The sequence below is a fragment of the Flavobacterium geliluteum genome (genome assembly GCF_017948595.1).
In the GTDB taxonomy this organism is placed as follows: domain Bacteria; phylum Bacteroidota; class Bacteroidia; order Flavobacteriales; family Flavobacteriaceae; genus Flavobacterium; species Flavobacterium flavipigmentatum.
In genome coordinates this window covers 31,993-58,950 of record NZ_JAGFBV010000010.1, presented here as the reverse complement: position 1 = coordinate 58,950, position 26,958 = coordinate 31,993, and the positions used below count along the sequence as shown (strand labels likewise).

Here is a 26,958-nt window from a genome sequence, read left to right as displayed (position 1 = left end):
CTATATAAATTTTATTGTATTATTCTACAGTTACGGATTTTGCCAAATTACGTGGCTGATCTACGTTACAACCGCGCATTACAGCGATGTAATACGAAAGCAATTGCAAAGGTATTGTAGTAATTAATGGTGATAAGGCATCTGAAGTTTCCGGAATTTCGATTACATAATCTGCCAATTCACGAACTTGGGTATCTCCTTTGGTAACCACCGCAATGATTTTACCGCTTCTCGATTTTATCTCCTGAATGTTACTTACAATTTTATCGTAATGCCCTTGTTTAGGAGCAATAACAATAACCGGCATGTGCTCATCAATAAGTGCAATCGGACCATGTTTCATCTCTGCTGCAGGATAACCTTCAGCATGAATATAAGAGATTTCTTTTAGTTTTAAAGCACCTTCTAGTGCTACCGGAAAATTATAACCTCGACCTAAATACAGACAATTTGGAGCATCTTTAAAGGCCGCAGCAATTTCTTTTGCTCTGTCATTGGTTTCTAATGCCTCAGCTACTTTTTCAGGAATTATTTCTAATTCTTGCAAATAAGTATGAAAATCAGTATTTGATAAAGTGCCTTTTGCTTTTCCTAAACGTAAAGCAATCATCGTTAAAACAGTGATTTGCGTTGTAAATGCTTTAGTCGAAGCTACTCCAATTTCGGGACCAGCATGTGTGTAAGCACCTGCATGAGTTTCTCTAGAAATAGAAGAACCTACAACATTACAAACACCAAAAACGAAAGCTCCGTTTTCTTTTGCCAATTTGATAGCCGCCATAGTATCCGCAGTTTCTCCAGATTGAGAAATAGCAATCACCACATCGTCTTTATTGATAATTGGGTTTCTGTATCTAAATTCTGAAGCATATTCTACTTCTACAGGGATGCGGGCGAACTCTTCAAAAATATATTCTGCCACTAATCCTGCGTGCCATGAAGTACCACAAGCTACGATAACAATTCGTTTAGCGTTTAAAAATTTTTCTAAATTATCCTCAACACCTGCCATCTGAACGATTCCTTTATTCGCATTAAGTCTACCTCTGTAGGTATCTTTAATGACACTTGGCTGTTCGTAAATTTCTTTTAGCATGAAATGGTCGTAACCGCCTTTTTCAATTTGCTCCAGATTCATTTGAAGTTCCTGAATATAAGGATCTACCAAAGAATCATCTTTTATTTTTCTAATTTTAAGAGGCTTATGCAATCTTATATTTGCCATCTCACCATCTTCAAGATAAATAGCATTTGAAGTATATTCGATAAACGGAGAAGCATCAGAGGCAATAAAATATTCACCTTCGCCAACACCTATCGCTAATGGGCTACCCAATCTTGCAGCAACCAATTCGTTAGGATTTTTTTTATCAAAAACCGCTATCGCATAAGCACCAACGACTTGATTTAATGCAATTTGAACTGCTTTACCTAATTTTATATTTTCTTTCTTTTGAACTTCTTCGATCAGATTTACTAAAACTTCTGTATCGGTATCTGAATGAAAAACATAACCTCTTTTGATTAATTCTTCTTTAAGAGGAGCGTAATTTTCGATAATACCATTGTGAATAATAGCCAACTCACCAGAATTAGAAAGATGTGGATGTGAGTTTACATCGTTTGGAACTCCGTGTGTAGCCCAACGAGTATGTCCAATACCAATATTTCCGTTGGTAGTAAAACCATTTTTTGCTTTAGCTTCAAGGTCTACTACCTTACCTTTTGTTTTACAGATTTTAATTCCAGATTCGGCATCATATAGCATCACACCAGCACTGTCATATCCTCTGTACTCAAGTCGCTTCAATCCTTTGATTACAATAGGATAAGCCTCTCTATGCCCAATATATCCAACAATTCCACACATATATTTTTATTAATTTGGTTTTGTATAGTAAACTTGAAGTTTTACTTTTTTATCTGCCGAAGCAGCAGTTCCTCCAAATAGTACTGTTCCTGTCTGACTCATTACAGATGTTCTTGGAACTTCTTTAAAATTACTATTGTTGATCGTTTTAGGATCCATTTTACTGGAAGCAACAATGGTAATATCATCCGTTACAACCAAACCTAACTTTACAGCTACTGCTTTGTCATTTTTGATCAAATTACGAATATAACTTGTTAAACGAATTTTATACGTTTTACCTTTTTTGGTAGTAGCATCCAAATTGATGATACCATCATAAATATACTTTGCTCTGCGGGTATCTCCTGTTAAACTAGTAGTACCATCAGCAATATAATCTACAATAGGGGTATTATTGGTGGCATCGTACAAATAAACCCTTAACGGCTCATCTACGCCTTTCATTTTGTCAGAATCGATAGTAAAAACCAGATTTGCCTCATTAACCATCCAACCTTTGACTTTAATATCTGCCAACTGAGTTGCAAAATCATTAAGCTCAATGATCGCCATAGAACCCTGACCTCCTTTTAGATATAATTTATCATCAGCCACAACATCGTTCTGTGTAGCATCCAAATAGTCAGGCGTTACATTGCTTTCTTCCTGCAAACTAACCGTATTACCTGTTAGATTCAGAACCAAAGTTTTATTTTCTTTTACATTTTCATCATCTGTAGTAATAGCTGTTTTGGCTTTATAAAAAACGGTGATTTTACCTTTTTTAAAGTCCATCATCGCCGCATTACTATTGCTGGAACCGGATTTTTCTACTTTAAAATACAATCCTCTAAAATAATTTTTAAAAAGATCTGCATTTGCCAAATTCGAAGCTTTTGAAGCATCAAGAAGTTTGGTTTTAAAAAATTCTCTGTTAAGATGTAAACGCATTTCCGGAGGAAATCTTTTCTTCGTTTCTACTTTTGTGGTAGCATCTACTGTTTTTTCAACTATTTCTTTACTGCTAAAGAAAAACTCATCATTCTCCAGTTTATTAGAACTGTCGTTTAAGAGTGTTCCTTTTTGACCGTCAAAATCAACATTTTGATTGGTATAGTACAACTGACTTGTTTGCACACTGCCACTAGGATCAAGATCTCTCATGTAATAACCTGACTCATAAACGCTCAGTTTTAATTTTCCGTCGGCAGGACCAAAAACAGAATCCAATACATAAGTAGAATTACCTGTTTCAGAATTTATGACCGTTTTACTTGAAAGAACAAAGTAAGGAATATTAATAGTAACGCTATCAACTTCGACACCTTCGCCAATCGTTGGCGCATATTCTGACAATGCGACCTGAGTATTAAAATTAGCCGTTGTTGTTCCAAAAACAGCATTATCATAAATACCCAAAGGATTTGTATTTAAATTATTAGAAGCTACTGGAGTAACTTTCTGATTGTAAGCGTTAACATCGTAATTTTCTGGTTCCAAACCAAAATGATTATCACCGATTAAAGTATCTCCGATCTCAATAAAATCCTTATCGCAAGAATAGAAAACAGCAACCGTGGCAACTAATAGAAGTTTCTTAATAAAAGAAGTATTATACATGTTTAATAATAAAGTTAAAATTTAAAGCCCCATACTCTTGTAGAAATTTGTATACGCCTCGGCGAATGCATCTTTCGTGGCGAAAGGTAAAAAAGGTTTTCCTGAAGATTCTATAAATTTTGTTAAACTTGGCGATACATTTTCAGAGGCTATAATCACAGCATCAGAATGTAATATGCTCGCTTTAAGGATATTTTCGTAATTAGGCACTTCCAAATCAGCAACTGCATCATGCGGCACACCGTCAAATTTTACCTTATTGATCATTTCTAAATCCAGATTTTCATCAAAAGATTGTCCATAAACAGAAGTAACAATTTTCGTTTCAGAGAACAATGCTTCATTTTTATAGTAATGTTTCATGTAAATAGGCAACATCGAAGCCAACCAACCATGTACATGTATAATATCCGGAACCCAGTTGAGTTTTTTTACTGTCTCTACCACTCCTTTTGCAAAAAATATGGCTCTTTCGTCATTATCAGGATACAAAACGCCTTCTTCGTCTGCAAAAGTTGCTTTTCTCTTAAAATATTCATCATTATCAATAAAATAAACCTGAATTCTTTCTTTCGGAATCGAAGCTACTTTGATAATCAATGGCATATCCAAGTCATTTACTACCAAATTCATCCCTGAAAGTCTGATTACTTCGTGTAATTGATGTCTTCTTTCGTTAATATTTCCGTATCTTGGCATGAAAATTCTTATTTGTCCGCCTTGATCATTGATCATCTTTGGAACGTCATAAGACATTAAAGAAACTTCATTTTCAGCCAAATATGGCACGACTTCAGATGATACATATAATATCCTCTTATCTTTCATAATAGTATTTTACTTAATTTTTGGTAATAAAAACGTTGCAAAATTACAAAAATTTATGCAGTTATTAACTAATATATTATGTTTGCACTAAATTTTAATAATACCCTCATGCATATTTTCTACGGTAAAGTAGCCTTGATAGCTTATTTAAAAACTATCAAAACCGCAAATTCAACTATTGGGTTTGTACCAACAATGGGCGCTTTACACCAAGGTCATCTGGCTTTAATGCAACGCTCAATCAAAGAAAATGACGATACTGTGGTGAGTATTTTTGTAAATCCAACGCAATTTAACAATCCTGAAGATTTAGAAAAATATCCCCGAACGCTGGAAGAAGACGTAAAAAAAATGCGTAATCTGAGTGATAAAATCATCCTTTATGCTCCTTCTGTCGAGGATATTTACGAAGGACACACGGTTTCTCAGGATTTTGATTTTGATGGTTTAGAAAATCAAATGGAAGGAAAATTCAGACCCGGACATTTTAATGGCGTGGGTACCATAGTAAAACGTTTGTTTGAAATTGTAACACCAACGAACGCTTATTTTGGCGAAAAAGACTTTCAGCAATTGCAAATTGTTAAAAAAATGGTCGAAAAGAACCACATGCCAGTACATGTTGTAGGCTGTCCTATTTTTAGAGAAGACAACCAATTGGCAATGAGTTCCCGAAACGAGCGCCTGACTTCTGAAGAAAGAAAAAAAGCTTCGATTATCTACAAAACCCTTTTGCAAGCCCAGGAAATATTCGCAAAAGAAAGCCCAGAAGCGACCATTGAGTTTGTACAAAATGCATTCAAAGACAACGAAATGTTTGAGTTGGAATATTTTGTAATAGCTGATGAATCGACATTATTACCTATCGATCATAAAAGTAAAGACAAAAAGTACCGTGCATTTATAGCTGTATTTGTTAATTCTATAAGGTTGATTGATACCATTTCATTAAATTAATTTACCTTTGCACCATGCAAATTCAAGTTTTAAAATCAAAAATTCATCGTGTAAAAGTAACGGGAGCCGATTTAAATTATATTGGCAGTATTACTATTGACGAAACTTTACTGGAAGCCTCTAACATTATTGAAGGTGAAAAAGTATCTATTGTAAACATTAATAATGGTGAACGCTTTGAAACGTATGCTATAAAAGGCCAGAAAAATTCAGGCGAAATTACCCTGAACGGACCTGCTGCCAGAAAAGTACAGAAAGACGACATTATTATCATCATTTCTTATGCAACTTTGGATTTTGAAGAAGCCAAAACCTTCAAACCATGGATTGTTTTCCCTAATGAAAACGATAATTCGTTAACGTAAATTCTCTTTTACACATATAATATCCTTTATTCGTCAAAATTATTTTTGATCGAATGACGTTTTGTTTGTCTTAAATTTCACGGCTTTTTTAAATCACATTGTTATCAAAAAGCAAATAAAGTATTATATTGGTACCTTATTTTAATACTTTTTAATTTACTGAAATGCCTCAAATCATGAAAAAAGTTTACCTTTTGCTTGCCTTAATTTCGGTTTCGGTTTTCGCACAGAAAAAATTTGACAATATTAAATCTGAAAAACTGGGAACAGAGAGAAGAATAACCATCGGACTTCCCGCTTCTTACGAATCAAATCCAACAAAAAAATACCCTGTTTTATATTTGTTAGACGGTGATTATCTTTTTGACCCCTTTTCAGGGAATTTAAGTTACGGTTCGTACTGGGATGATTTGCCGGAAATGATCATTATCGGGATTCATCAAAACAAAGAAGAAGAGCGTTATGATGACACTACAATCGACGAAATCACGGGGTTGCCGTTTGAAAAAGGTGCTCAGTTTTTTGAATTTGTCGGCGCAGAATTAATTCCGTATATCGAAAAAAAATACCGCACAACTCCTTTCAGAATCGTTGCCGGACACGATACTACCGCTAGTTTTATCAATTTTTATTTGTACAAAGAGCAGCCAATCTTTAACGCCTACATTTGCTTTAGCCCAGAACTTGCCCCAAAAATGGAAGTTAGGATTCCGGAAAAGTTTGCCAAAATTACAGAACCTGTTTTTTATTACATTTCTGTTGCCGATGGCGATAACAAAAAGCTAAAAGAACCTATAGAAAAATTAGACAGCAATATTAAAATCGCAAATAATCCGTTAGTTAATTACAAGTACGATGTATTTAAAAACACAACGCATTATACACAGGTTTTACATGCAATTCCGAGCGCTTTGTATCAAATTTTTGAAGCCTATCGTCCGATAAATTCAGAGGAATACAATAATAAAATTGTGGTGCTTCAATCTGGATTCGCCGATTATTTAGAAAATAAATATGCCGTAATGTCTAAAATGATGGGTATTGAAGTTCCTGTTAGGATGAGTGATTTTAAAGTAATTGAAAATTTAATTTTAAAAAACAAAGCTTACGACGAATTAGGAAAAATGGCCGAAATTGCCAATGTTACCTACCCGAAAGCAATGTTGGGCGAATACGAATTAGGATTGATGTACGAAAAAATGGACGACCCGAAAAGAGCGTCTAAAAAATATCAAAACGCTTCTCAAATGGAACCAATTGGTGATTTGAATAAAGATTTGATGTATGAAAAAATCGATCAAATGAATACACTTGCAAAAAAAACCAAATAATGTCTAAAGTAAAAACTTCCTTTTTTTGTCAGAATTGCGGCACTCAATACGCCAAATGGCAAGGACAATGCAATGCCTGCAAAGAATGGAATACGATTGCCGAAGAAATTATCCAAAAGCAAGAAAAAGTCGCTTGGAAAAGCGAACCAACTTCCAGCAGTAAAGCGCCACGCCCATTAAAAATCAACGAAATCGATTCGACGCAGGAAGTACGAATGGATACAACCGATGGCGAATTGAATCGTGTTCTTGGTGGTGGAATCGTTCCGGGATCTTTGACTCTTTTGGGCGGTGAACCCGGCATTGGAAAAAGCACACTTTTACTGCAGATTTCATTAAAATTGCCTTATAAAACGCTTTATGTTTCTGGTGAAGAAAGCCAGAAACAAATTAAGATGCGTGCCGAAAGAATCACGCCCAATAGCGACAATTGTTATATTTTGACGGAAACAAAAACGCAAAATATTTTCAAGCAAATTGAAGCCATTCAGCCCGAGATAGTCATCATCGACTCAATCCAGACCTTACACACGGATTATATAGAATCTACCGCCGGAAGTATTTCGCAGATTAGGGAAACTACTGCCGAGTTGATCAAATTTGCCAAAGAAACCAATATCCCAGTTATTTTAATTGGACATATTACCAAAGACGGCAACATCGCCGGCCCGAAAATTCTGGAGCACATGGTGGATACTGTTTTACAATTTGAAGGCGACAGAAATCACGTGTACCGCATTCTGCGATCGCTAAAAAACCGTTTTGGCTCAACAGCCGAACTCGGAATTTACGAAATGTTAGGCAGTGGTTTGCGGGAAGTTTCGAACCCATCCGAAATATTGATTTCACACAAAGACGAAGAAATGTCCGGAACTGCAATTGCCACAACTATGGAGGGCATGCGCCCGTTGATGATCGAAATACAATCTCTGGTGAGCACGGCAGTTTACGGAACACCACAACGAAGCACAACAGGTTACAACGCCAAAAGGCTGAACATGATTTTGGCGGTTTTAGAAAAAAGAGCCGGATTTCGTTTAGGTGCAAAAGATGTGTTTCTAAATGTTACTGGCGGAATTTCAGTAGATGATCCCGCAATTGACTTAGCGGTTGTCGCTGCCATATTATCGTCCAACGAAGACATTCCGGTAACCAAAGGATTCTGTTTTGCGGGAGAAGTAGGTTTATCGGGAGAAATTCGCCCTGTAAACCGTGTCGATCAGCGCATTCAGGAAGCTGAAAAACTCGGATTCAACACCATATTTGTATCCAAATACAACAAAATTGCATTAAAAAATACAGGAATCAAAATAGAACTTGTTAACAAAATTGAAGACGTCGCCAGTATCCTTTTTGCGTAGTTTTTACAAAACCTTCTTTATGAAATTTCCAAAACAAAAAATAATAAAAGCACTTTCAATACTTACCTTAGTATTGGTAGTGCTTTTTTTAGGATTTTACTTTTTTCGAAATTCGCTTTTAAAACAAGCCATTGCCAAAGTCACCCACAAAATGAGCGTGGACTATGATAGTGTTTTCTCTGTAGAATCGGCTTCTTTTGAGGGATTATCCGGCATAAAACTAACCGATGTGGTTCTCGTTCCCCGAAATGCGGACACACTTTTTAATATCAAAAAAATAGAAACCACTATCAATTTATCCAGTTTACTGGTTGGCGATGTCCAGATCGGCACTTTGAAAGTAAATGACGGTTACGTACAATTGGTCAAAAAAGGAAAAGTACGCAATTTTGATGCTTTTCTAAAAAAAGATACCACTGAAAAAGACACCAACGAAAAAAGAAAATACGCAACAATTGCTTACCGAATTATTTCGAAACTACTAAATCTCGTTCCTACCGACATGAAACTGGAACGTTTGAATTTTAAAATTAATGACAATGGCAAAACAGCCTCAATTGCGATTAATAGACTTGTTTTAAACAACAAACAGCTCGAAACAACTCTACATGTTCAGAGCAAGGATTTTGACCAGCGCTGGAACATAAAAGGCTTTGCCGACCCTCGTAATAAAAAAGCCGATATTCGCTTTTTTAATGTAGATACCGGAGCGATTAAAGTGCCGTATCTGGATGAAAGATACAATTTGAAAGCCAGCTTCGATTCTATACGACTGAATGTTGAAAACATTGAAAAAGACGGAAGCGAACTTCACATTGATGGCTTTACTTCTATTGCAAATCTTAAAATCAACCATCCCAAAATTGCCAGCAAAGATGTAATCATCAAAAATGCGCGTTTTGATTATCGCTTTTTATTAGGCGATGATTTTATTTCGATCGACAGCACTTCGTCTATGACGCTAAACAAAATAAAAGTGCTTCCTTATGTTTCGTACAATACCGAATCGGATACGGTTTATACTTTAAAAGTCGACATTCCAAAAATGCAGGCCCAAGATTTTATTGTTTCGCTGCCGGACGGTTTGTTTACACATTTTCAAGGCATGCAAGCTACTGGTAATTTTAATTATAAATTAGACTTTAAATTCAATAAAAACAAACCCAACACATTGGTTTTTGACAGCAAACTGAACAAAGAAAATCTAAAAATCACGAAATACGGCGAGGCAAATCTTAACAAATTAAACGGCGAATTTGTGTATCGCGCCATCATACAAAATGTCTTACAAAGACCGGTTTTGGTCGGCAATGCAAATCCAAATTACACTCCTTTGGATCAAATTTCGCCTTATTTGCGCAAATGCGTACTAACGACAGAAGACCCTTCGTTTTTCTCACATCGCGGCTTTATCAATGAAGCTTTTAAACAGTCAATTCTAAAAAATATTCGAACCAAAAAATTCTCTCGTGGCGCTAGTACGATCAGTATGCAATTGATCAAAAATGTATTTTTGACGCGAGAAAAAACACTTTCGCGTAAGCTGGAAGAAATTTTACTCGTATATATTTTAGAAAACAATCGCGTGGTAAGCAAGGAAAGAATGCTCGAAGTGTATTTTAATATTATCGAATGGGGGCCTAATGTTTATGGAATTGGCGAAGCAAGTCATTTTTATTTCCAGAAAAGTCCGGCAGATTTGAGTTTGAATGAATGTTTGTTCCTGGCGACGATTATTCCGAAACCACGGAAATTCATGTATCAGTTTAACGATCAGGGAAATTTGAAAGACTACGCAATAAAGAACCAAAAGTTTTTAAGCAGCTTAATGTTACGTCGTGGCGTTTTGATTCCCGAAGATACTGTTTTTCAATCGCCGGTTTATGTTTCTGGAAATGCACGATCGTTATTGCGCATTAAAACCTTAGACTCAACAGCAATTCCGGTAGATTCTTTGTCAACCGATAACGAGTTTGATCTTTAGATTTTATAATCATTTATCGTAATTCAGCAAATTTTCAGTACTTAAAAAATAGTGATGCTTTATTTAATTTTTGAAAGTATCGGCAAAAGAAAATAATTCGCAAAGCGAAAATTTTAAAAACAAATTCCACTAATTATCACAACATTCAGTGACAAATTAGTGGAATTTTCAATTATTCTAAAATTAAAATTATGGTGCCGGATCCGGAATAATAGCTTGAACAGCATCAATTTCGGCTAGGATCTCCTCAGAAAGTGTGACATCAATTGTATCGATATTTTCTTTTAATTGTTCTAAGGTCGTAGCACCAATGATGGCGCTGGTAAGAAATGGCTGTTGCAATACAAAACCCATTGCGAGCTCTGTAAGCGTCAGACCGTGTTTTTGAGCAATTTCATTGTACAAACGAGTTGCTTGTGTGCATTGCTCGCTGTTGTAGCGTGTGTATTGCGGAAAAAGATTGATTCTAGCGTTTGGATGCTGTTCTCCTGTCAAGAATTTACCTGTCAAAACACCGAAAGCTAAAGGAGAATACGCTAGTAAACCCAAATTTTCATGAAGCGCTACTTCTGAAGAACCTACTTCGAAAAGACGATTTAATAACGAATACGGATTTTGAACAGTTTTAATTCGTGGCAGATTCTGGTATTTACTTTCTTCCAGAAAACGCATCATTCCCCAAGCATTTTCATTAGAAACACCAATATGTTTTATTTTTCCTTCTTTGATTAACCCATCGAAAGTTTCCAGAACGGCTCTAAAATTATCTTCCCACTCATCGTCCTGAACTTTAAAAGCACGTTGCCCGAAAGTATTGGTTTTACGCTCTGGCCAATGCATTTGATACAAATCGATGTAATCTGTCTGCAGTCTTTTTAAGCTATTTTCTAAAGCAAATTTGATACTTGCAGGCGAGAAATCCAGTTTTTCGCGCATGTACCCAAAATTGGCGTTTGGCCCTGCGATTTTAGATGCCAAAACCACTTTGTCACGATTGCCTGATTTTTTAAACCAGGTTCCTATAATTTTTTCGGTGCTTCCGTAAGTAGCTTCACTTGCCGGAACCGAGTACATTTCGGCGGTATCAAAAAAATTCACACCTCTTTCAAGGGCATAATCCATTTGGGCGTGACCTTCAGCTTCAGAATTTTGTTGACCAAAAGTCATGGTACCAAGGCAAATTTTACTAACTTTTATATCGGTATGAGGTAAAATGGTGTATTTCATTTTTTTTAAGGTTCAAAGTTCCAAAGGCTCAAAGGTACAAAGTGCTTTGGCAATGAGAAACAATATAAAAGTTAAAAAAGTTACAAAAGTTTTTTTTAGAATAGTGCAAAAATGTAAAGATTCAGAGAGACAAAGGGTAAAAAAAGGCTCAAAGTAAAAACTTTGAGCCTTTGTCGCTTTGAACCTTTGTCCCTCTAAAAGAACTTAGTTTATACTATTCAACATTTCAGCAATTTCATCCAATCTTGGTGTTAAGATGATTTCGATTCTACGGTTTTTAGCTTTTCCTTCTGGAGTTGCGTTGCTGGCAAGAGGAGAATATTCGCTACGTCCTGCGGCCGTAAGTTTTTGTTTGTTGATTTTTTTGTTTTCGGCTAAAATATTTACAATTGCAGTAGCTCTTTTGGTCGATAAATCCCAGTTGTCTGCTATAGGTCCTGAACCTGCATACGGATCATCATCTGTGTGACCTTCTATCAATACCGACAAATCTGGATTGTCACCTAAAACTTTTGCAAGCTCTACAACCGCTTTTCTACCTTCGGTACCAACGGCCCAACTTCCTGAATTGAAAAGCAATTTGTTTTCCATAGAAACATATACTTTTCCGTTTTTCTGTTCTACGGTAAGACCTTTTCCTTCAAAACCATTTAAAGCTTTAGAAAGCGTTTCTTTTAGTTTGCGCATTGCAGCTTCTTTTGCTGCAATCATGGCTTCTAATTCGTTTAAGCGGTTGGCGGTTTTATCTAAACGGGCTTGTTCTTCGGCCAGTTTTTTTGATTTTGCTTCTAATTGAGCCAACAAATCACGGTTTTTAGCCATATTGCTTTCTAAGGCATCGTTGCTGTTTTTTTCGAGTGCTTTGTACGAATCTTCTAAAACTTTGTATTTTTTTTGCTCTGCAAGTAAATCTGCTTTTTGTTTGGCAAGATCTGCTTTTGTAGCGTTTAAATCTTTGTTCAGGCTATCGCGATCTAGTTCTAATTGATTTTTTGCCTTTTGCAATTCGGCATTTTCATCGGCAACGGCGCGGTTTTCTTTCTTTAAATCTGAATATTTGGTTTCCAGATCGTTGTATATTTTCTTGGATACACATGAAGTTGTGGATAAGGCTAAAAGTAGCAATCCGATCGAAGCTTTTTTTATCATTTGATTTTAGTTTTTATTTGGGGCTTGATTAATAATTTAAAATGTCATGTTTGCAAAAGTGCCCTAGCCCTGATGGTAGCGGCATCCTTTTTGTTTTTTCTTTAAAAACAAAAAGATATAGTGAACAGCAGGAAATAGCTCCTGAAATTTAATATCGGGCAACTTTTTAATGCCCTTTCGAAACATTTTTTAGCAATAACAGTACCAAAGTTACTCAATTTCTACCAGAACCGGGCAATGATCTGAGTGCATCGCATCTGGTAAGATAACGGCACGTTTGAGTTTATGTTGCAATGAATCGCTCACTAAATTGTAATCGATACGCCAGCCTTTGTTGTTTCCGCGGGCTCCGGCACGATAACTCCACCACGAATAATGGTGAGGCTCTTTGTTGAAATGACGAAAACTATCGACAAAACCTGACTTCATAAAACCGTCTAACCAGGCACGTTCCTGAGGCAAAAATCCTGAAACGGTTTTGTTGCGAACGGGATCGTGAATATCGATTGCCTCGTGGCAAATATTGTAATCGCCGCAAATGATCAGGTTTGGAATGGTGATTTTTAGTTCGTTGATGTAGGTTTGAAAATCATCCATAAACATAAATTTATGGTCCAGACGCTCTATGTTAGTCCCAGAAGGTAAATACAAACTCATAACCGAAAATGCATCAAAATCGACACGAAGGTTACGCCCTTCAAAATCCATGTGCTGAATTCCGGTTCCGAAAACGACATTGTTGGGTTTTATTTTAGACAAAATAGCTACTCCACTGTAGCCTTTTTTGGTCGCAGGATAATAGTATTGATATGGATAACCAGCAGCAGTAATTGCCTCTACGGGAATCTGATCCTGTGTGGCTTTTATTTCCTGAAGGCAAATAACATCAGGGCTAGCATGTTGCAACCAGTCGATGAATCCTTTGGCGATCGCAGCGCGTATTCCGTTAACATTATAAGAAATAATTTTCATTTCGGCTTTTTTTTAAGAATTTCAAAAGTAATAAAAAAGTGTAAAGTTTGTGTTCGAAACGACGAAAAGTAGAGTTTTTTGTTATCTTTGTTCGCTGCTCTAATAAATTAAAAATAGTACATGGGTTTAGTTACCGCGAAAGAAGTTGCAAAAGCGATAAATGTTGATAAGTACGGAGTTTTAGGTACTTTTTCAGGCTGGATGCTTATGAAGGTACTTAAGATATCTACCCTTAATAAAATATACGACCACAACAAACATTTAGAAGACGTAGCTTTTTTAAATGGGGTTCTGGATGAATTGCAAATTAAGTTTGAAATTCCTGAAGAAGATCTGAAACGCTTGCCTAAAGAAGGTGCTTATATTACTATTTCGAATCATCCACTGGGAGGAATCGATGGTATATTACTTTTGAAATTAATGCTCGAAAGAGAACCCAATTTCAAGATTATCGCCAACTTTTTATTGCACCGCATTGTTCCGCTCAAGAAATACATCATGCCTGTAAATCCTTTTGAAAATCATAAGGATGCCAAATCAAGTGTGGTGGGAATCAAAGAAACCCTGCGCCATTTAAGTGATGGCAAACCTTTAGGGATTTTTCCAGCCGGTGAAGTTTCGACGTACAGAGACGGAAAATTGGTCGTGGACAAACCTTGGGAAGAAGGCGCTTTGAAATTAATTCGCAAAGCGAAAGTTCCTGTTGTACCGATTTATTTTCATGCCAAAAACAGCCGATTATTTTACTGGTTATCAAAGATTGATGATACGCTTCGTACCGCAAAACTACCCTCAGAACTGCTTACGCAAAAAGACCGTGTGATCAAGGTACGTATTGGGAAACCTATTTCTGTAAACGAGCAAAACGAGTTTGAAACGTTTGAAGATTACTCGGAATTTTTAAGAAAAAAAACCTACATGCTTGCCAATCCTTTCGAAAAGGAAAGCAAATTACTGGATGCTGCAAGTCTTAAAATACCAAAAGCACCAAAGAAAATCGTGACACCGGCAAGCGAATCTGACATGATAGACGAGGTAAACTCGCTGCGTAACAGTGATTGTCGTTTGTTACAAAGCAAAAATTACGAAGTGTTTTTTGCAAGCGCAAAATCGGTTCCAAATATCTTACATGAAATTGGTCGTCTTCGCGAAATTACTTTCCGTGAAGTAGGCGAAGGAACCAACGAATCGATTGACTTAGATAAATTTGATCAATATTATCACCACATGTTTTTGTGGGATGATGAAACCAAAAAAATAGCCGGAGCCTACCGCATGGGATTAGGTTCTGAAATCTATCCAAAATACGGAATTGAAGGTTTTTACTTGAATGATCTTTTTAGATTCGAGCCCGAATTGCACGATATGATGCACAAATCTATCGAAATGGGCCGTGCCTTTATCGTAAAAGAGTACCAGCAAAAACCAATGCCGCTGTTTTTATTATGGAAAGGAATCATTCATACCACATTGCGTTATCCTGAACACAAATACCTGTTAGGCGGCGTGAGCATTAGCAATCAGTTTTCTGATTTCTCTAAATCGCTAATGATTGAATTTATGAAATCTAACTATTACGATCCTTATATTGCCCAATACATTCATCCTAAGAAAGCATACAAAGTAAAACTGAAAGACGCCGATAAAGATTTTATTTTTGATGAAGCCGAATCTGACTTGAATAAATTTGATAAAATCATTGACGAATTAGAACCAGGAAATTTACGTTTGCCTGTACTGATTAAGAAATACATCAAGCAAAATGCACGTGTGGTAGCTTTTAACGTTGATCCGCTGTTTAACAACGCCATCGATGGCTTGATGTACATCAGGATCGCAGATATCCCGGAAAGCACTATGAAACCTGTTATTGAAGAATTTCAAATAGAGCTGGAACGCAAATTATCTGATAAAGAAGATATTATTTAAGATTTGATATAAAAAGAAAAAGCCTTTTCATTAATTTGAAAAGGCTTTTTTTATGTTTTAGAACCAAGGTTTTTTACCAACTTGATAGGTTTGATAAAAATCATCATCACTCTTCGTCAAATATATTATACCTTCAATAAATCCAACTATTCCTGCTGCTCCACAAGTCACAACACTCAGGACGATTTGAATAATTCCTTCTTTAGTATATCCTAAAATAAACTTATGAATCCCTAAGTATCCGAAAATGATACCTAAAACTCCAGCTAAAACTTTTTTGTTTTCTGGTTTTACAGTTTGTGGAGCATTCCACGTTTCTTCTGGTTTTGTGTTTTCCATTATATATGATTTAAATTATTGTACTTCAACACTTCCTATTTCACTAATTTGATCGGTTTCATTTTTAGGATCTGGTCCATATTGATTTGATCCTGCATCTCCCTCAGTACAAAATAAAATTAGAATCCAAATAGGACCAACTAATGGAATGAAAGAAACAAAATAAAACCAACCGCTTTTGTTAACATCATGCAATCTCCTAGCGACAACACCCAAGGAAGGAATTAGAGTTGCTAATGTATACAACAAGAAAAAAGCATATCCTACAATAACTCCCGTGATTCCATCACCAAATAGACGACCTATTGCTCCACCTAAAATTATTAATGCAACAGAAATTAATGCATTAGCAAGTACAAAATACCAATATTCGCTTCTTCTTGCACGTCCTTTAAAGTTTGCGTAGTTTTCAAAAACCACCTTCTTGTACCATTCAATCATAATTAATAAATTAGTTAGTTAATCCCTACTCTTATGGATTTTCGGTTACTCCTTTTTTTAAAATTTTGTTAAAATTCGGAAACAATATTAAAAAAAAATAACTTTAAAAACTAATTCAAATCTTTACTTTTTGAGAAAAAACCTGTTATTATTAACCAAACAAATCTATACAAGTTATAAGTCCTTATTTTTAGTGACTTTACTTCGAATATAATTTTTTAATTTTATCTACGATCACCTGAGCAAGACGTTCGTGACTTTCAAAAGTCCATCCTGCAATATGTGGCGTTAGCAAAACATTTTTGGCCTCTAACAAATACTGAAAAGCTTCGGGAGTATTTTTATCCTGAAAAAGTGTTTCAAAAGACAGCTTCTCGTACTCTAAAACATCCAAGCCAGCCCCTAAGACCTTTTTCGACTTCATCGCAACTACTAAATCTGCTGTGACTATGTTTTTTCCTCGAGATGTATTGATGATCCAGAATGGCTTTTTAAACGCATTTATAAACACACTGTTGACCATTTTATCTGTTTCTGGTGTCCAAGGAAGGTGCAAGCTCAAAACATCGGTTTTTTGCTGTAATTCTTCCAAGGTAACTTGCCTTGCATTTTCGTCACCTACATTTTCCAGAATATCGTAACATAAAACTTCTGCTTCAAAGCCTCGTAGTTTTTTGGCGAAAGCCTTCCCCATGTTTCCGTAACCAATAATGCCTACAGTTTTCCCGTCTAATTCGTGACCGCGATTGCTTTCGCGATTCCATTGTCCCGATTTTATTTCGGCGTCAGCCTGATTCAAATTATTAAAAAGAGACAAAATAACCCCTAGTGAGTGTTCTGCAACAGCGTTGCGATTACCTTCTGGAGCCGCAATTAAATGTATTCCTTTGGCCTTGGCATACTCACAATCGATACTTTCTAAACCTGCGCCAACTCTGGCAATAAACTGCAAATTGGGTGCCTTGTCGAGGAAGGTTTTATCAATTTTAAAACGGCTGCGAATAACGATTCCATTGTACACGTGAATTATATTTTCAATTTCTTCTTTTGAAGATTTAAAATCTGCGTGATTTTCAAAACCCGCTTCTTCTAGTTGATTCCAAAGAACAGGATGATTGCTGTCGATATGTAAAATTTTGATGCTCATTATTTAAAATTTAGAAACACAAAAATACAGTATATTCTTTGGTTATAAAGCAACGTTAGTTTGTATTTGAGGCAAAAGAAAGTCAATTTGTTTTTTATCGATCGCAATTTATTTAACTTTGAAAAACTGCGCCCTTTTTGGGTATTTTAAACTTTTTGAAACGCATTTTTAACTCCAAAAACAATTTTCCAACTTTATGAATTCGATACTTAAACTTGCTTACTTCTCATCTTTTGTTGTATTTGTTGCAAGCTGTACTCACAAAAAGACCGAACCTACTGCGATAAAAAATGTTAAAAAGGACACTACAACCCTTCTTTACAAAAAAAATATCGAATCTATTGCAGGATTGTACACCACAGCAACTGAAGATGATTGCCATATCTCTATTGCCTTAACTACCACTCAAAATGGTTATTTGTATACGCTAAAAACCAATTCAAGAAATGTTACGGGCAAAGCTAAAATAACTATCTCTGAATCCGGTGAAAAATATATTGTCCTGGAAGGCATAAAATGGGACGAATATGAAGGTGATATCAGCAATGAAGAAGATAGTACAACAACTCGCGAACTTGAAATTCCGATAGGAATCGAGGCAAGTTGTGTACAAGACACGCTCACGATTCAGAACTATGGGAATGCTATGAATTATTATACCAAACTTGCCGAATGCGGTGCCAAATATATTCAATTGGTTAAAAAATAAAATTCCAAATCCCAACTTATCAAAATTAGAATTTGGAATTTACAATATCGAAAAAATCTAAAATTATCCTTTAATCTGTTTCAAAGAAGTCTTGATTCCTTTGATTAATGAAGAACTGAAACCATTGTGCTCCATTTCGTTCAAACCAACAATGGTGCAGCCTTGTGGCGTAGTTACGCGGTCAATTAACTGCTCAGGATGTACTTTTTCTTCCAACAGCATTTTGGCGGCACCTTTTACCGTTTGTGCTGCGATGGCCAAAGCCGTTTGAGAGTCGAAACCAATTTCGATTCCAGCCTGCATCGAAGCTCTAATGTAACGTAAGGCATAAGCAGTACCGCAAGCGCCTAAAACCGTTGCCGCATCCATTAATTTTTCGTCAATAACTGGAGCTGTTCCTAAATCCTGAAACAAATCAACGATCGGTAAGGCTTTTTCTTTATCCTTTTCAGGGAAAGAAATACACGTGGCCGATTCACCAAATTGCGCTGCGATATTAGGCATAATCCGAATTACAGGGAACTCATCATTTGTTTTGGATTGCAACATTTCTAAAGACAATCCACTTACGGCTGAAGCAATTGTTTTACCTTTAATAACAGGCAAAATTTCAGCAAAAACGGTATCTACCTGATATGGTTTTATGGTCAAAATCACCACATCTGCTTCCTGAATATTGTGTTTATTATCCGACGAAACCGTAATTCCATACTCTGACAAATATTGAATACTTGTTGTGTTTCTTCTTGTTACGGTAACTTGATTATTTTTTGAGAACTTAGCAATTCCCAACGCAATGGAAACGCCTAGATTCCCTCCGCCTATAATATGTATTTTCATTCTTGGTAATTTTTTGGTTGGTTAATAGCATTATTTGTTGAACTGTTTAATTGCTAAACTGTTTAATCGATTAAACGCATAAACAGTTTAACGATTAACCGAATCTTAAAATCCCAAAATCAATTTGGCTACTCCAAAATAGAGCATAATACCAAAAACATCGTTGGTTGTTGTAATAAAGGGACCCGTGGCAATTGCAGGATCTATTTTGTTTTTATGCAAAAAAAGCGGCACCAAAGTTCCTAAAGTCGCCGCAAATAAAATCACCACAATCATGGAGATCGAAATCGCAAATCCCACCAAATATTGTTGGTACATGACAGAGTGATAGCCCAGCAATAATAGTGAAATAATAGATCCCGAGATCATCGATACGGTAATTTCTTTAGTAAAATAACCTCGACTAAATTCTTTCAAGGTTCCGTTTGCCAAACCTTGCACGACAATCGCAGAAGCCTGAACACCAATGTTTCCGGCAGTCGCCGAAAGTAAAGGCACAAAAATAATCAATGTAGAATGGATTTTAAAAACGCTCTCATTGCCTTTTAGAACAAACGAAGCCACAATCTCGATCACCATACCAATCAAAAGCCAAGGCAAACGTGCTTTGGTTAATTCGAGAACACTATCGTTTGACTCAACATCCTGAGTAATACCGGCCGCTAATTGATAATCTTTATCCGCTTCGTCTTTGATCACATCCAGAATATCATCAATGGTAATTCTACCTACCAAGCGCCCCAATTCATCTACCACAGGAATAGCTTCCAAATCGTATTTTTGCATGATTCTCGCTACCTCAACATCTTCGGTATCGACGTTGACAAAGTTTAATTTTCGAATATAAATATCACTGATTTGTGTTTTGGTCGAAGTGGTGAGCAAATCTTTGAGCGACAATCTTCCTTTAAGGCGGTTTTCATCATCTATTACATAAATCGAATGGACTCGTGACACGTTTTCGGCCTGAATGCGCATTTCTTTCACGCAAGTGAGAACATTCCAGTTCTCGTTTACTTTCACGAGCTCTTTACCCATCAAACCACCGGCAGAATTTTCGTCATAACGCAATAATTCGACAATGTCTTTTGCGTGTTCAACGTCAATCAACTCCGAGATTACTTCGGCTTTGATTTCCTGAGAAAGCTCTGCGATAATATCGGCAGCATCATTGGTTTCCAGCTCATCAAGCTCTTCGGCAATTTCTTTTGGAGATAATCGGCTTAAAATATTTTCACGCAAATCATCTTCCAGTTCCAGAAGAATCTCGGCCGTTTTATCACTATCTAAAACCTTAAAAATATAGGTAGCTTCATCAAAATCCAGTTCGTCCAAGATTTCAGCGATATCTGCATGGTGTAAATCGTTTAATAAAACCTCAAGTTCTTTGTCGTTTTTATTAACAATATGCTCTTCTAACTGGTGTAGTAATTCTTTACTAACTTTGAACTCCATCGGCTTCTATTTTTTGAGTCAAAACAATAAATTCGTCTACGCTCAATTGCTCGGGACGCTTATCAAAGATAATGTCTTCTCGCAATTTATCTGATAAATTTAATGTTTTCAAACTGTTACGTAATGTTTTTCGTCTTTGCTGAAAAGCTGTTTTTACAACAGTAAAAAACAATCTTTCACCACAAGGAAGGCTATAATCTTCCTTTCGGGTCATTTTCATCACACCCGATTTTACCTTGGGCGGAGGAATAAACACATTTTCGTCAACCGTAAACAAATACTCTGTATCATAGAAAGCCTGGGCCAAAACAGATAAAATTCCGTATGCCTTAGAACCCTTTTTCTCGCAGATTCTCTCGGCCACTTCTTTCTGAAACATGCCCGAAAACTCCGGAATCTGATGTTTAAATTCTAAAGTTCTAAAAACAATTTGTGTAGAAATATTGTACGGAAAATTTCCGATTATCGCAAATTGTTTGTTTTCGTAAACCTCGTTTATATTGTATTTCAGGAAATCCTGAGAGATAATTTTGTCTTTTAATTTCGGATAATTTTCACCCAAATACACCACAGATTCCGTATCAATCTCAATCACGTGTGTATTAATGGGCTTATCCAGCAAATATTTAGTCAACACACCCATTCCCGGTCCTATTTCTAAAACCTCATTATATCCTTTTAAACTCAAGGTATCTGCAATTGCTTTTGCGATACTTTCGTCTTTCAAGAAATGTTGTCCTAAATGTTTTTTTGCTTTTACTTTTTCCATTTTATCTTTTTGTTTTGCCTCAAAAGGCACGAAACTTTTATTTTTTCCTTATCTGAAAGACTCGGAGGCAAAAAAGTTGTATTCTTTATTTATTTCTGTCAATTACAGTCAGAAAATTGTCTTTATTTTTATTCACTTTATTTTTGACAGGAAACTGATTCACACGTTCCATTAACCGAAGGAAACTATAGATTCTTTCTACCTTAGACAACTTCAAAAAATCTTCTTGTTGTCTTTTGTTACTTTCTTGTTTGGTTTGAAATCGAATTTCCATCATCATCTACTTTATTGAATATATTATCCTAATTTTAAACTAAATACTAGAATTAATGCTCAGAAATAACCTCTAATTCGGTTCTGAAAGAAAGCATTTTATCGGCAAACAATTCCAAAGCTTCCTGACGGAATTTTGGTGCATCTTCTAAATAATATTGTTCTAATGTTGCTTTACTATCAGTAAAATATTGCACCGAATAAGTAACGCCACCCATCTCTTCTTCAATCAAAACCTTAACGATTCTAGCCGAAGAAAACTTTTGTGTTGCTAAAATTTCGGGTATGTGCTTTTCCTGCATCCATTTTAACCATTGGTCATGAACGCTTTCATGTATATTGGTGGTAACGTTGTAAATTATCATGTTTCTTGATTTTAGATTTTAGACTTTAGATTTTAGATTCTTGTAGAAATCTGAAATCTAAAGTCTAAAATCTGAATTATAAATTCGTATCTCCCCGCAATTGGCGGTATTTTTTTCTCGCCTCAACAAAATAAATACTATCTTGATGATTGAAGATAATCTTCTCATAAAGCAGTTTTGCCTTTTCGATATCTTTCAGCTTTTCATTATAAATCTCTGCCGAAAAGAACAACGCTTCATCTACATAAATGCCGTCGCTATGGTTGTCTATTATTTGCTGATACTGGCTTAAAGCCAAATTATAATCGACTATGCTCTCGTATATATTTCCTAAACGCAACAATGTTACTGTTTCTATTTCCTGTCCTTTAAAAGCCTTTAAAATACTTTGAAACTGCGCAATCGCCTCTTCTTTTTTATTTTGATATCTTAAAAAATCACCTTTTGCAAATTGCTTCAAAGCGGTTTGTGTCGAATCGGCAACAGTATTATCGTTGATGAGTAAAAAATACTCGAGCGCATCATTAGCAATCAATTGCGTATTGGCCGATTTTAGTACTTTAAACTGACTGAGCGCCCACTCAAAATCGGTCTTAAAATAACTTGTTTTTGCTGCTTTCAAACTGGCTTCCTGCGCCACAACATCATTCTTTAAATCCAATTGAATTTGCGAATAATAAATCAGCGCCTGATTGAACTTTTCTTCCAAAAGGAGAATATCTGCCAACTCCATTTTGACATCCGCTTTCTGATACTCGTTTATATTCAGTTCTAATGCTTTTTTTACTACGGCTTTACCTTCTTCAATCTTCTTTAAATTAAAAGCCAGAAAATGTGCCTGAATCAACTGCAAAGATAAGGTAAATGGAGTTATTTCGTAGGTTTTGAGTAATTGTTCTAACTCAGCATTAATAACAGGATAATCTTTGGGTTGTGCTTTGTCTATTTTGATCTGCATCAAATGGGCATTGGTATCAACCAGTAAATCCAAATCCTTGGTATTTAAGAGAATAAAATTCAGAATCTCTTCGGCAGTATCGGTATCGTCTTCATTCAACGCAAACTGACTCAGATTGACAATACTCATGAGCGATTCGCCTTCTCTTTTGTAAATAGCCTTTTCCTGAATGAATGCTTTGCCGAACTCTTTTTGCTGCACATAAAACCAGCTCAGATAATGATTCCAGAAAACATCCTGCTCTTTTTGCGTTTTCAGGATTAAGGCTTTTCTCATGGCATCTTTAAAGGCCGTTGCATCGGTCTCGCCATTCATGAAACGAGCCAATTGCGCCTGAATCAAATTGGAGTTTTGTGGATTTGCAAACGATTCGGTCAATAGAATATCGATCATTTTATCGGTTTTACCCAATTGACCGTACAACATTCCGATTTGAAAATTAAAATTATAATTCGGCTGCAGTCCCATTGCGGTTTCGTAAGCCTTCAACGCATATTCGAGCAACACCTTTTTCTCAAAGGAATTACTGATACCGTATACATCATTCGGACTCGTTTTTATTTTTTCTATAGCCTGTTCGTAGTAATTCTTAGCTTTAGCATCGTTTTTCTGCAGTTGAAAGTTATAACCCAATTCTACCAGAAAAACACCTTGTTTGTAACGGCTATAACGACTTTGAATTGCTTTCTCGGCCACATCAAACTGTTGCAATTGCTGGTAGCAATCTACTATTCTAAGAAAATATTGTGTATTGGATGGCGAAGTGTTCAACAACTGCTCGTAGCTAATTTTTGCTTTTTCAAAATCACCTTTGTCATAGTAATATTGCGCCAGTTGCTCGTTTTGAGAAAAAGCAAAAGACGACCACAACAAAACGATATAGATACAGATGTTTTTCATACTTCGGTTTTTTTAAGTTGTGGTTCAATTGGTTTTCAGTCTGAATTAGCCTGACTAAAATTATGATTTTAAAGGTATTCTTTTATGGCTTTAGATTTCCAGGCGATGAGTGCCAAACCCAATATAATAAAAGGAATGCTTAATATTTGTCCCATGTTTATGAGCATATCATTTTCAAAACTTTCCTGATTTTCTTTAAAAAATTCAATTATAAATCGGGCCAAAAACAATAACGCCAAGAAACATCCAAAAATAAATCCTTGGGCATTTTTGATCTTCTCTATTTTATACAATGAAAATAAAATGCCGCAAATAAGCAAATACGCAAAGGCTTCATACAACTGCGTGGGATGCCTCGGAATCAGATCATCTCTCTGAAAAACCACTCCCCAACTTCCGTTGGTTGGTTTTCCGTAGATTTCAGAATTCATAAAATTACCCAATCGTATAAAAGCTCCCGTAACTGGAACGGCAACAGCCATTCTATCAAGCAATCCAAAAATAGCAACTTTAAATTTTCGACAATACAAAACAAGCGCAATCAAAACGCCTATCGTACCTCCGTGACTGGCAAGACCTTGAAAACCAACAAATTTATACACCCCACCAATCTTCTCAATCGGCAAAAGAATTTCTATCGGATGTTTAAAAAAATAATCTGGCTCATAAAAAAGACAATGTCCTAATCTGGCACCTAAAATAGTTCCGACAATTACATAAATCAGCAAACTATCGAGGTTTTCGAGCGAAAGATTTTCCCTTTTATAAATTGTTCTTACGATGTAGTACCCAAGCAAAAGTCCGCAGGCAAAAAGCGCTCCGTAATATTTTAGAGGAAAACTATCTGTTATCCAGAAAATAACAGGATCGACATTCCAGTTTAAAACTCCGTTCATCTTGGTTTATTTTTATTGAAGTTCTTAGTTAAATTAACAAACCTAACAGATTTTAAAAACCTGTTAGGTGTAGCTTTAAGAACTGTAAAAGTTAATTTATAATATCAAATCCGCAGTAAGGGCGTAAAACTTCTGGAATTACGATGCCTTCCGGCGTTTGGTAATTCTCTAAAATTCCGGCCAAAACTCTTGGCAACGCCAATGAACTTCCGTTGAGTGTGTGCGCCAATTGATTTTTACCGTCTTTGTCTTTAAAACGCAACTTCAAGCGATTGGCCTGAAATGTCTCAAAATTAGACACCGAACTAATCTCTAACCAACGATCCTGTGCTGTAGAAAACACCTCAAAATCATACGTCAAAGCCGATGTAAAACCCATATCGCCACCACAAAGGCGTAAAACGCGGTACGGTAATTTCAACTCATTCAAGATATCTTTCACGTGTTCAACCATTCCGTCAAGGGCTTCATAAGACTTATCAGGATGTTCTACACGTACAATTTCTACTTTATCAAATTGGTGCAAACGGTTTAAACCACGCACATGCGCTCCATAAGAACCTGCTTCACGACGGAAACATGGCGTGTAAGCGGTATATAAAACAGGCAATTCAGCTTCGGTTAATAAAACGTCACGGAATAAATTGGTAACTGGAACCTCAGCAGTCGGAATCAAATACAAATCATCAATTGTAGAATGGTACATTTGTCCTTCTTTATCTGGCAATTGTCCTGTTCCGTAACCAGAAGCTTCGTTGACCAAATGCGGTACTTGAACTTCATTATAGCCTGCAGCAGTATTTTTGTCCAGAAAGTAATTGATCAAAGCACGTTGCAAACGCGCTCCTTTTCCTTTGTAAACTGGGAATCCTGCACCTGTAATTTTTACACCCAACTCAAAATCGATAATATCGTATTTCTTTACCAGTTCCCAGTGCGGCTGGGCACCTTCGTGCAAAACCGGAATAGCACCTTCCTCAAAAACATTCAGGTTATCGTCTGGTGTTTTTCCTTCCGGTACAATATCAGCAGGAAGATTGGGTAAAGTGTATAATTTATGGGTCAATTCGGTTGCCAAAGCTTCTGCTTTTTCGCCCAACTCTTTGCTTTTTTCTTTTAATGAAACGGTTTTTTCTTTTAAGATTGCGGCTTTTGATTTCTCTCCCGCTTTCATTAATTCGCCTATATCTTTGGATAATTTATTAGATTCTGATAAAGTATTGTCTAACTCCACTTGTGTAGCACGACGGTTTTCGTCTAATTGCACCACTTCTTCTACAACACTTTTAGCATCGATATTTCGTTTTGCTAAAGCCTTGATTACTTTCTCCTGATTCTCTCTAATAAATGCGATTTGTAACATAGCTTGGTTTTTATAACTAATATTTTTATATAAAGGAAGCAAATTTAAGGAAATGTTTGCTAAGAATACGACAAAGTTTTAGTGTGAAATGTATTTTGTAAGATGTAAAACAGTAGTTTCACAAAGTTGAACTACTATTACACAGCGATTGACCATTTATTAAAGTTTAGATTTCTCACCAAAAGGCAAAAAAACAGCCACAGATTAGAAAGATTAATAAGATTATTTAAATCGGTGTGAATCTTTTTAATCTGTGGCAAAATGTAAAACAGTAGTTTCAAAAGTTGAACTACTATTACACAGCGATTGACTATTCATTAGAATTTATATTTCTCACCAAAAGGCAAAAGAAACAGCCACAGATTAGAAAGATTAAAAGGATTATTTAAATCGGTGTGAATCTTTTTAATCTGTGGAAAAATGTAAAACAGCAGTTTCACAAAGTTGGACTACTATTACACAGCGATTGGCTATTCATTAGAATTTATATTTCTCACCAAAAGGCAAAAAAACAGCCACAGATTAGAAAGATTAAAATGATTATTTAAATCAGTTTGAATGTTTTAATCTGTGGCAAAATGTAAAACAGTAGTTTCACAAAGTTGGGCTACTATTACACAGCGATTGGCTATTCATTAGAGTTTATATTTCTGACCAAAAGGCAAAAGAAACAGCCACAGATTAGAAAGATTAAAAGGATTATTTAAATCGGTGTGAATCTTTTTAATCTGTGGAAAAATGTAAAACAGCAGTTTCACAAAGTTGAACTACTATTACACAACGATTGGCTATTCATTAGAATTTATATTTCTAGTAAAAAGGTAAAAGAAACAGCCACAGATTAGAAAGAATAAAAGGATTATTTAAATCGGTGTGAATCTTTTTAATCTGTGGCAAAATGTAAAACAGTAGTTTCACAAAGTTGGGC

Annotated in this window: 23 protein-coding genes; 7 read left to right on the top strand and 16 right to left on the bottom strand. The window is 35.9% G+C overall.

The annotated features are described in order from the left end of the window. Positions 1 to 19 precede the first annotated feature (19 nt). Genes glmS through J3495_RS07980 form a run of 3 tightly spaced genes read right to left on the bottom strand, consistent with a single transcriptional unit; the run spans position 20 to position 4,300 of the window. Positions 20 to 1,870 (bottom strand): glutamine--fructose-6-phosphate transaminase (isomerizing), encoded by a 1,851-nt coding sequence (gene glmS, locus J3495_RS07990; protein WP_210666034.1) that lies wholly within the window; start codon positions 1,868 to 1,870, stop codon positions 20 to 22. 9 nt (positions 1,871 to 1,879) lie between these two features. Next, the gene (locus J3495_RS07985) at positions 1,880 to 3,472 is read right to left on the bottom strand and encodes a DUF4270 domain-containing protein (protein WP_210666033.1); all 1,593 of its coding nucleotides are present in this window, start codon (positions 3,470 to 3,472) and stop codon (positions 1,880 to 1,882) included. Positions 3,473 to 3,493: 21 nt separating this feature from the next. After that, a complete protein-coding gene (locus tag J3495_RS07980; protein ID WP_210666032.1) occupies positions 3,494 to 4,300 on the bottom strand; it encodes a glycogen/starch synthase in 807 nt (268 codons plus the stop codon). Positions 4,301 to 4,378: 78 nt separating this feature from the next. On the opposite strand from J3495_RS07980, the gene panC reads away from it, so the two are divergent. The 5 genes from panC to J3495_RS07955 all read left to right on the top strand — a co-directional run bounded on the left by panC (position 4,379) and on the right by J3495_RS07955 (position 10,298). Beyond that, positions 4,379 to 5,257: a pantoate--beta-alanine ligase gene (panC, locus tag J3495_RS07975; protein WP_210666031.1), complete on the top strand. Its 879-nt coding sequence runs from the start codon at positions 4,379 to 4,381 to the stop codon at positions 5,255 to 5,257. 14 nt (positions 5,258 to 5,271) lie between these two features. Next, positions 5,272 to 5,622 (top strand): aspartate 1-decarboxylase, encoded by a 351-nt coding sequence (gene panD, locus J3495_RS07970; protein ID WP_210666030.1) that lies wholly within the window; start codon positions 5,272 to 5,274, stop codon positions 5,620 to 5,622. 176 nt (positions 5,623 to 5,798) lie between these two features. Further along, a complete protein-coding gene (locus J3495_RS07965) occupies positions 5,799 to 6,953 on the top strand; it encodes an alpha/beta hydrolase (RefSeq protein WP_210666029.1) in 1,155 nt (384 codons plus the stop codon). Continuing rightward, a complete protein-coding gene (gene radA / locus J3495_RS07960; protein ID WP_210666028.1) occupies positions 6,953 to 8,314 on the top strand; it encodes a DNA repair protein RadA in 1,362 nt (453 codons plus the stop codon). The genes J3495_RS07965 and radA overlap by 1 nt, the downstream gene beginning before the upstream one ends. A gap of 19 nt (positions 8,315 to 8,333) precedes the next feature. Next, positions 8,334 to 10,298, top strand: a complete 1,965-nt coding sequence (locus J3495_RS07955; RefSeq protein WP_210666027.1) for a transglycosylase domain-containing protein — start codon at positions 8,334 to 8,336, stop codon at positions 10,296 to 10,298. A 189-nt stretch (positions 10,299 to 10,487) separates the two neighbouring features. Here J3495_RS07955 and J3495_RS07950 read toward each other — a convergent pair whose 3' ends face one another. The 3 genes from J3495_RS07950 to J3495_RS07940 form a co-directional block, all read right to left on the bottom strand. Next, positions 10,488 to 11,525 carry an aldo/keto reductase gene (locus J3495_RS07950; RefSeq protein WP_210666026.1) on the bottom strand — a complete coding sequence of 346 codons (1,038 nt, stop codon included), beginning with the start codon at positions 11,523 to 11,525 and terminating at the stop codon, positions 10,488 to 10,490. 204 nt (positions 11,526 to 11,729) lie between these two features. Further along, a complete protein-coding gene (locus J3495_RS07945) occupies positions 11,730 to 12,674 on the bottom strand; it encodes an OmpA/MotB family protein (RefSeq protein WP_210666025.1) in 945 nt (314 codons plus the stop codon). 210 nt (positions 12,675 to 12,884) lie between these two features. Continuing rightward, positions 12,885 to 13,646: an exodeoxyribonuclease III gene (locus J3495_RS07940; protein WP_210666024.1), complete on the bottom strand. Its 762-nt coding sequence runs from the start codon at positions 13,644 to 13,646 to the stop codon at positions 12,885 to 12,887. 120 nt (positions 13,647 to 13,766) lie between these two features. Between J3495_RS07940 and J3495_RS07935 the strand changes: the two genes are divergently transcribed. Continuing rightward, positions 13,767 to 15,575, top strand: a complete 1,809-nt coding sequence (locus tag J3495_RS07935) for a GNAT family N-acyltransferase (RefSeq protein WP_210666023.1) — start codon at positions 13,767 to 13,769, stop codon at positions 15,573 to 15,575. A 57-nt stretch (positions 15,576 to 15,632) separates the two neighbouring features. Here J3495_RS07935 and J3495_RS07930 read toward each other — a convergent pair whose 3' ends face one another. From J3495_RS07930 to J3495_RS07920, 3 genes are all read right to left on the bottom strand, one after another. Beyond that, the gene (locus J3495_RS07930; protein WP_210666022.1) at positions 15,633 to 15,914 is read right to left on the bottom strand and encodes a TM2 domain-containing protein; all 282 of its coding nucleotides are present in this window, start codon (positions 15,912 to 15,914) and stop codon (positions 15,633 to 15,635) included. Between the two features lie 15 nt (positions 15,915 to 15,929). Next, positions 15,930 to 16,355, bottom strand: a complete 426-nt coding sequence (locus J3495_RS07925; RefSeq protein WP_210666021.1) for a DUF805 domain-containing protein — start codon at positions 16,353 to 16,355, stop codon at positions 15,930 to 15,932. Between the two features lie 199 nt (positions 16,356 to 16,554). After that, positions 16,555 to 17,502: a 2-hydroxyacid dehydrogenase gene (locus J3495_RS07920; protein ID WP_210666020.1), complete on the bottom strand. Its 948-nt coding sequence runs from the start codon at positions 17,500 to 17,502 to the stop codon at positions 16,555 to 16,557. A gap of 196 nt (positions 17,503 to 17,698) precedes the next feature. Between J3495_RS07920 and J3495_RS07915 the strand changes: the two genes are divergently transcribed. Beyond that, positions 17,699 to 18,211, top strand: coding sequence for a hypothetical protein (locus J3495_RS07915; RefSeq protein WP_210666019.1), 513 nt, complete (start codon positions 17,699 to 17,701; stop codon positions 18,209 to 18,211). Positions 18,212 to 18,274: 63 nt separating this feature from the next. Here J3495_RS07915 and proC read toward each other — a convergent pair whose 3' ends face one another. The 7 genes from proC to serS form a co-directional block, all read right to left on the bottom strand. Beyond that, positions 18,275 to 19,051 carry a pyrroline-5-carboxylate reductase gene (proC, locus tag J3495_RS07910; protein ID WP_210666018.1) on the bottom strand — a complete coding sequence of 259 codons (777 nt, stop codon included), beginning with the start codon at positions 19,049 to 19,051 and terminating at the stop codon, positions 18,275 to 18,277. Between the two features lie 105 nt (positions 19,052 to 19,156). Continuing rightward, on the bottom strand, positions 19,157 to 20,506 hold the full coding sequence (gene mgtE, locus J3495_RS07905; RefSeq protein ID WP_210666017.1) for a magnesium transporter: 1,350 nt from the start codon (positions 20,504 to 20,506) through the stop codon (positions 19,157 to 19,159). Then, the gene (rsmA, locus tag J3495_RS07900; RefSeq protein ID WP_210666016.1) at positions 20,490 to 21,275 is read right to left on the bottom strand and encodes a 16S rRNA (adenine(1518)-N(6)/adenine(1519)-N(6))-dimethyltransferase RsmA; all 786 of its coding nucleotides are present in this window, start codon (positions 21,273 to 21,275) and stop codon (positions 20,490 to 20,492) included. The genes mgtE and rsmA overlap by 17 nt, the downstream gene beginning before the upstream one ends. A gap of 326 nt (positions 21,276 to 21,601) precedes the next feature. Beyond that, positions 21,602 to 21,913, bottom strand: coding sequence for a DUF4286 family protein (locus J3495_RS07895; RefSeq protein WP_210666015.1), 312 nt, complete (start codon positions 21,911 to 21,913; stop codon positions 21,602 to 21,604). A 76-nt stretch (positions 21,914 to 21,989) separates the two neighbouring features. Then, complete coding sequence (locus tag J3495_RS07890; protein ID WP_210666014.1) at positions 21,990 to 23,771, bottom strand: tetratricopeptide repeat protein; 1,782 nt, start codon at positions 23,769 to 23,771, stop codon at positions 21,990 to 21,992. A gap of 68 nt (positions 23,772 to 23,839) precedes the next feature. Continuing rightward, the gene (lgt, locus tag J3495_RS07885) at positions 23,840 to 24,667 is read right to left on the bottom strand and encodes a prolipoprotein diacylglyceryl transferase (RefSeq protein ID WP_210666013.1); all 828 of its coding nucleotides are present in this window, start codon (positions 24,665 to 24,667) and stop codon (positions 23,840 to 23,842) included. 91 nt (positions 24,668 to 24,758) lie between these two features. After that, positions 24,759 to 26,030 (bottom strand): serine--tRNA ligase, encoded by a 1,272-nt coding sequence (gene serS, locus J3495_RS07880; protein WP_210666012.1) that lies wholly within the window; start codon positions 26,028 to 26,030, stop codon positions 24,759 to 24,761. Between the last annotated feature and the right edge of the window lie 928 nt (positions 26,031 to 26,958).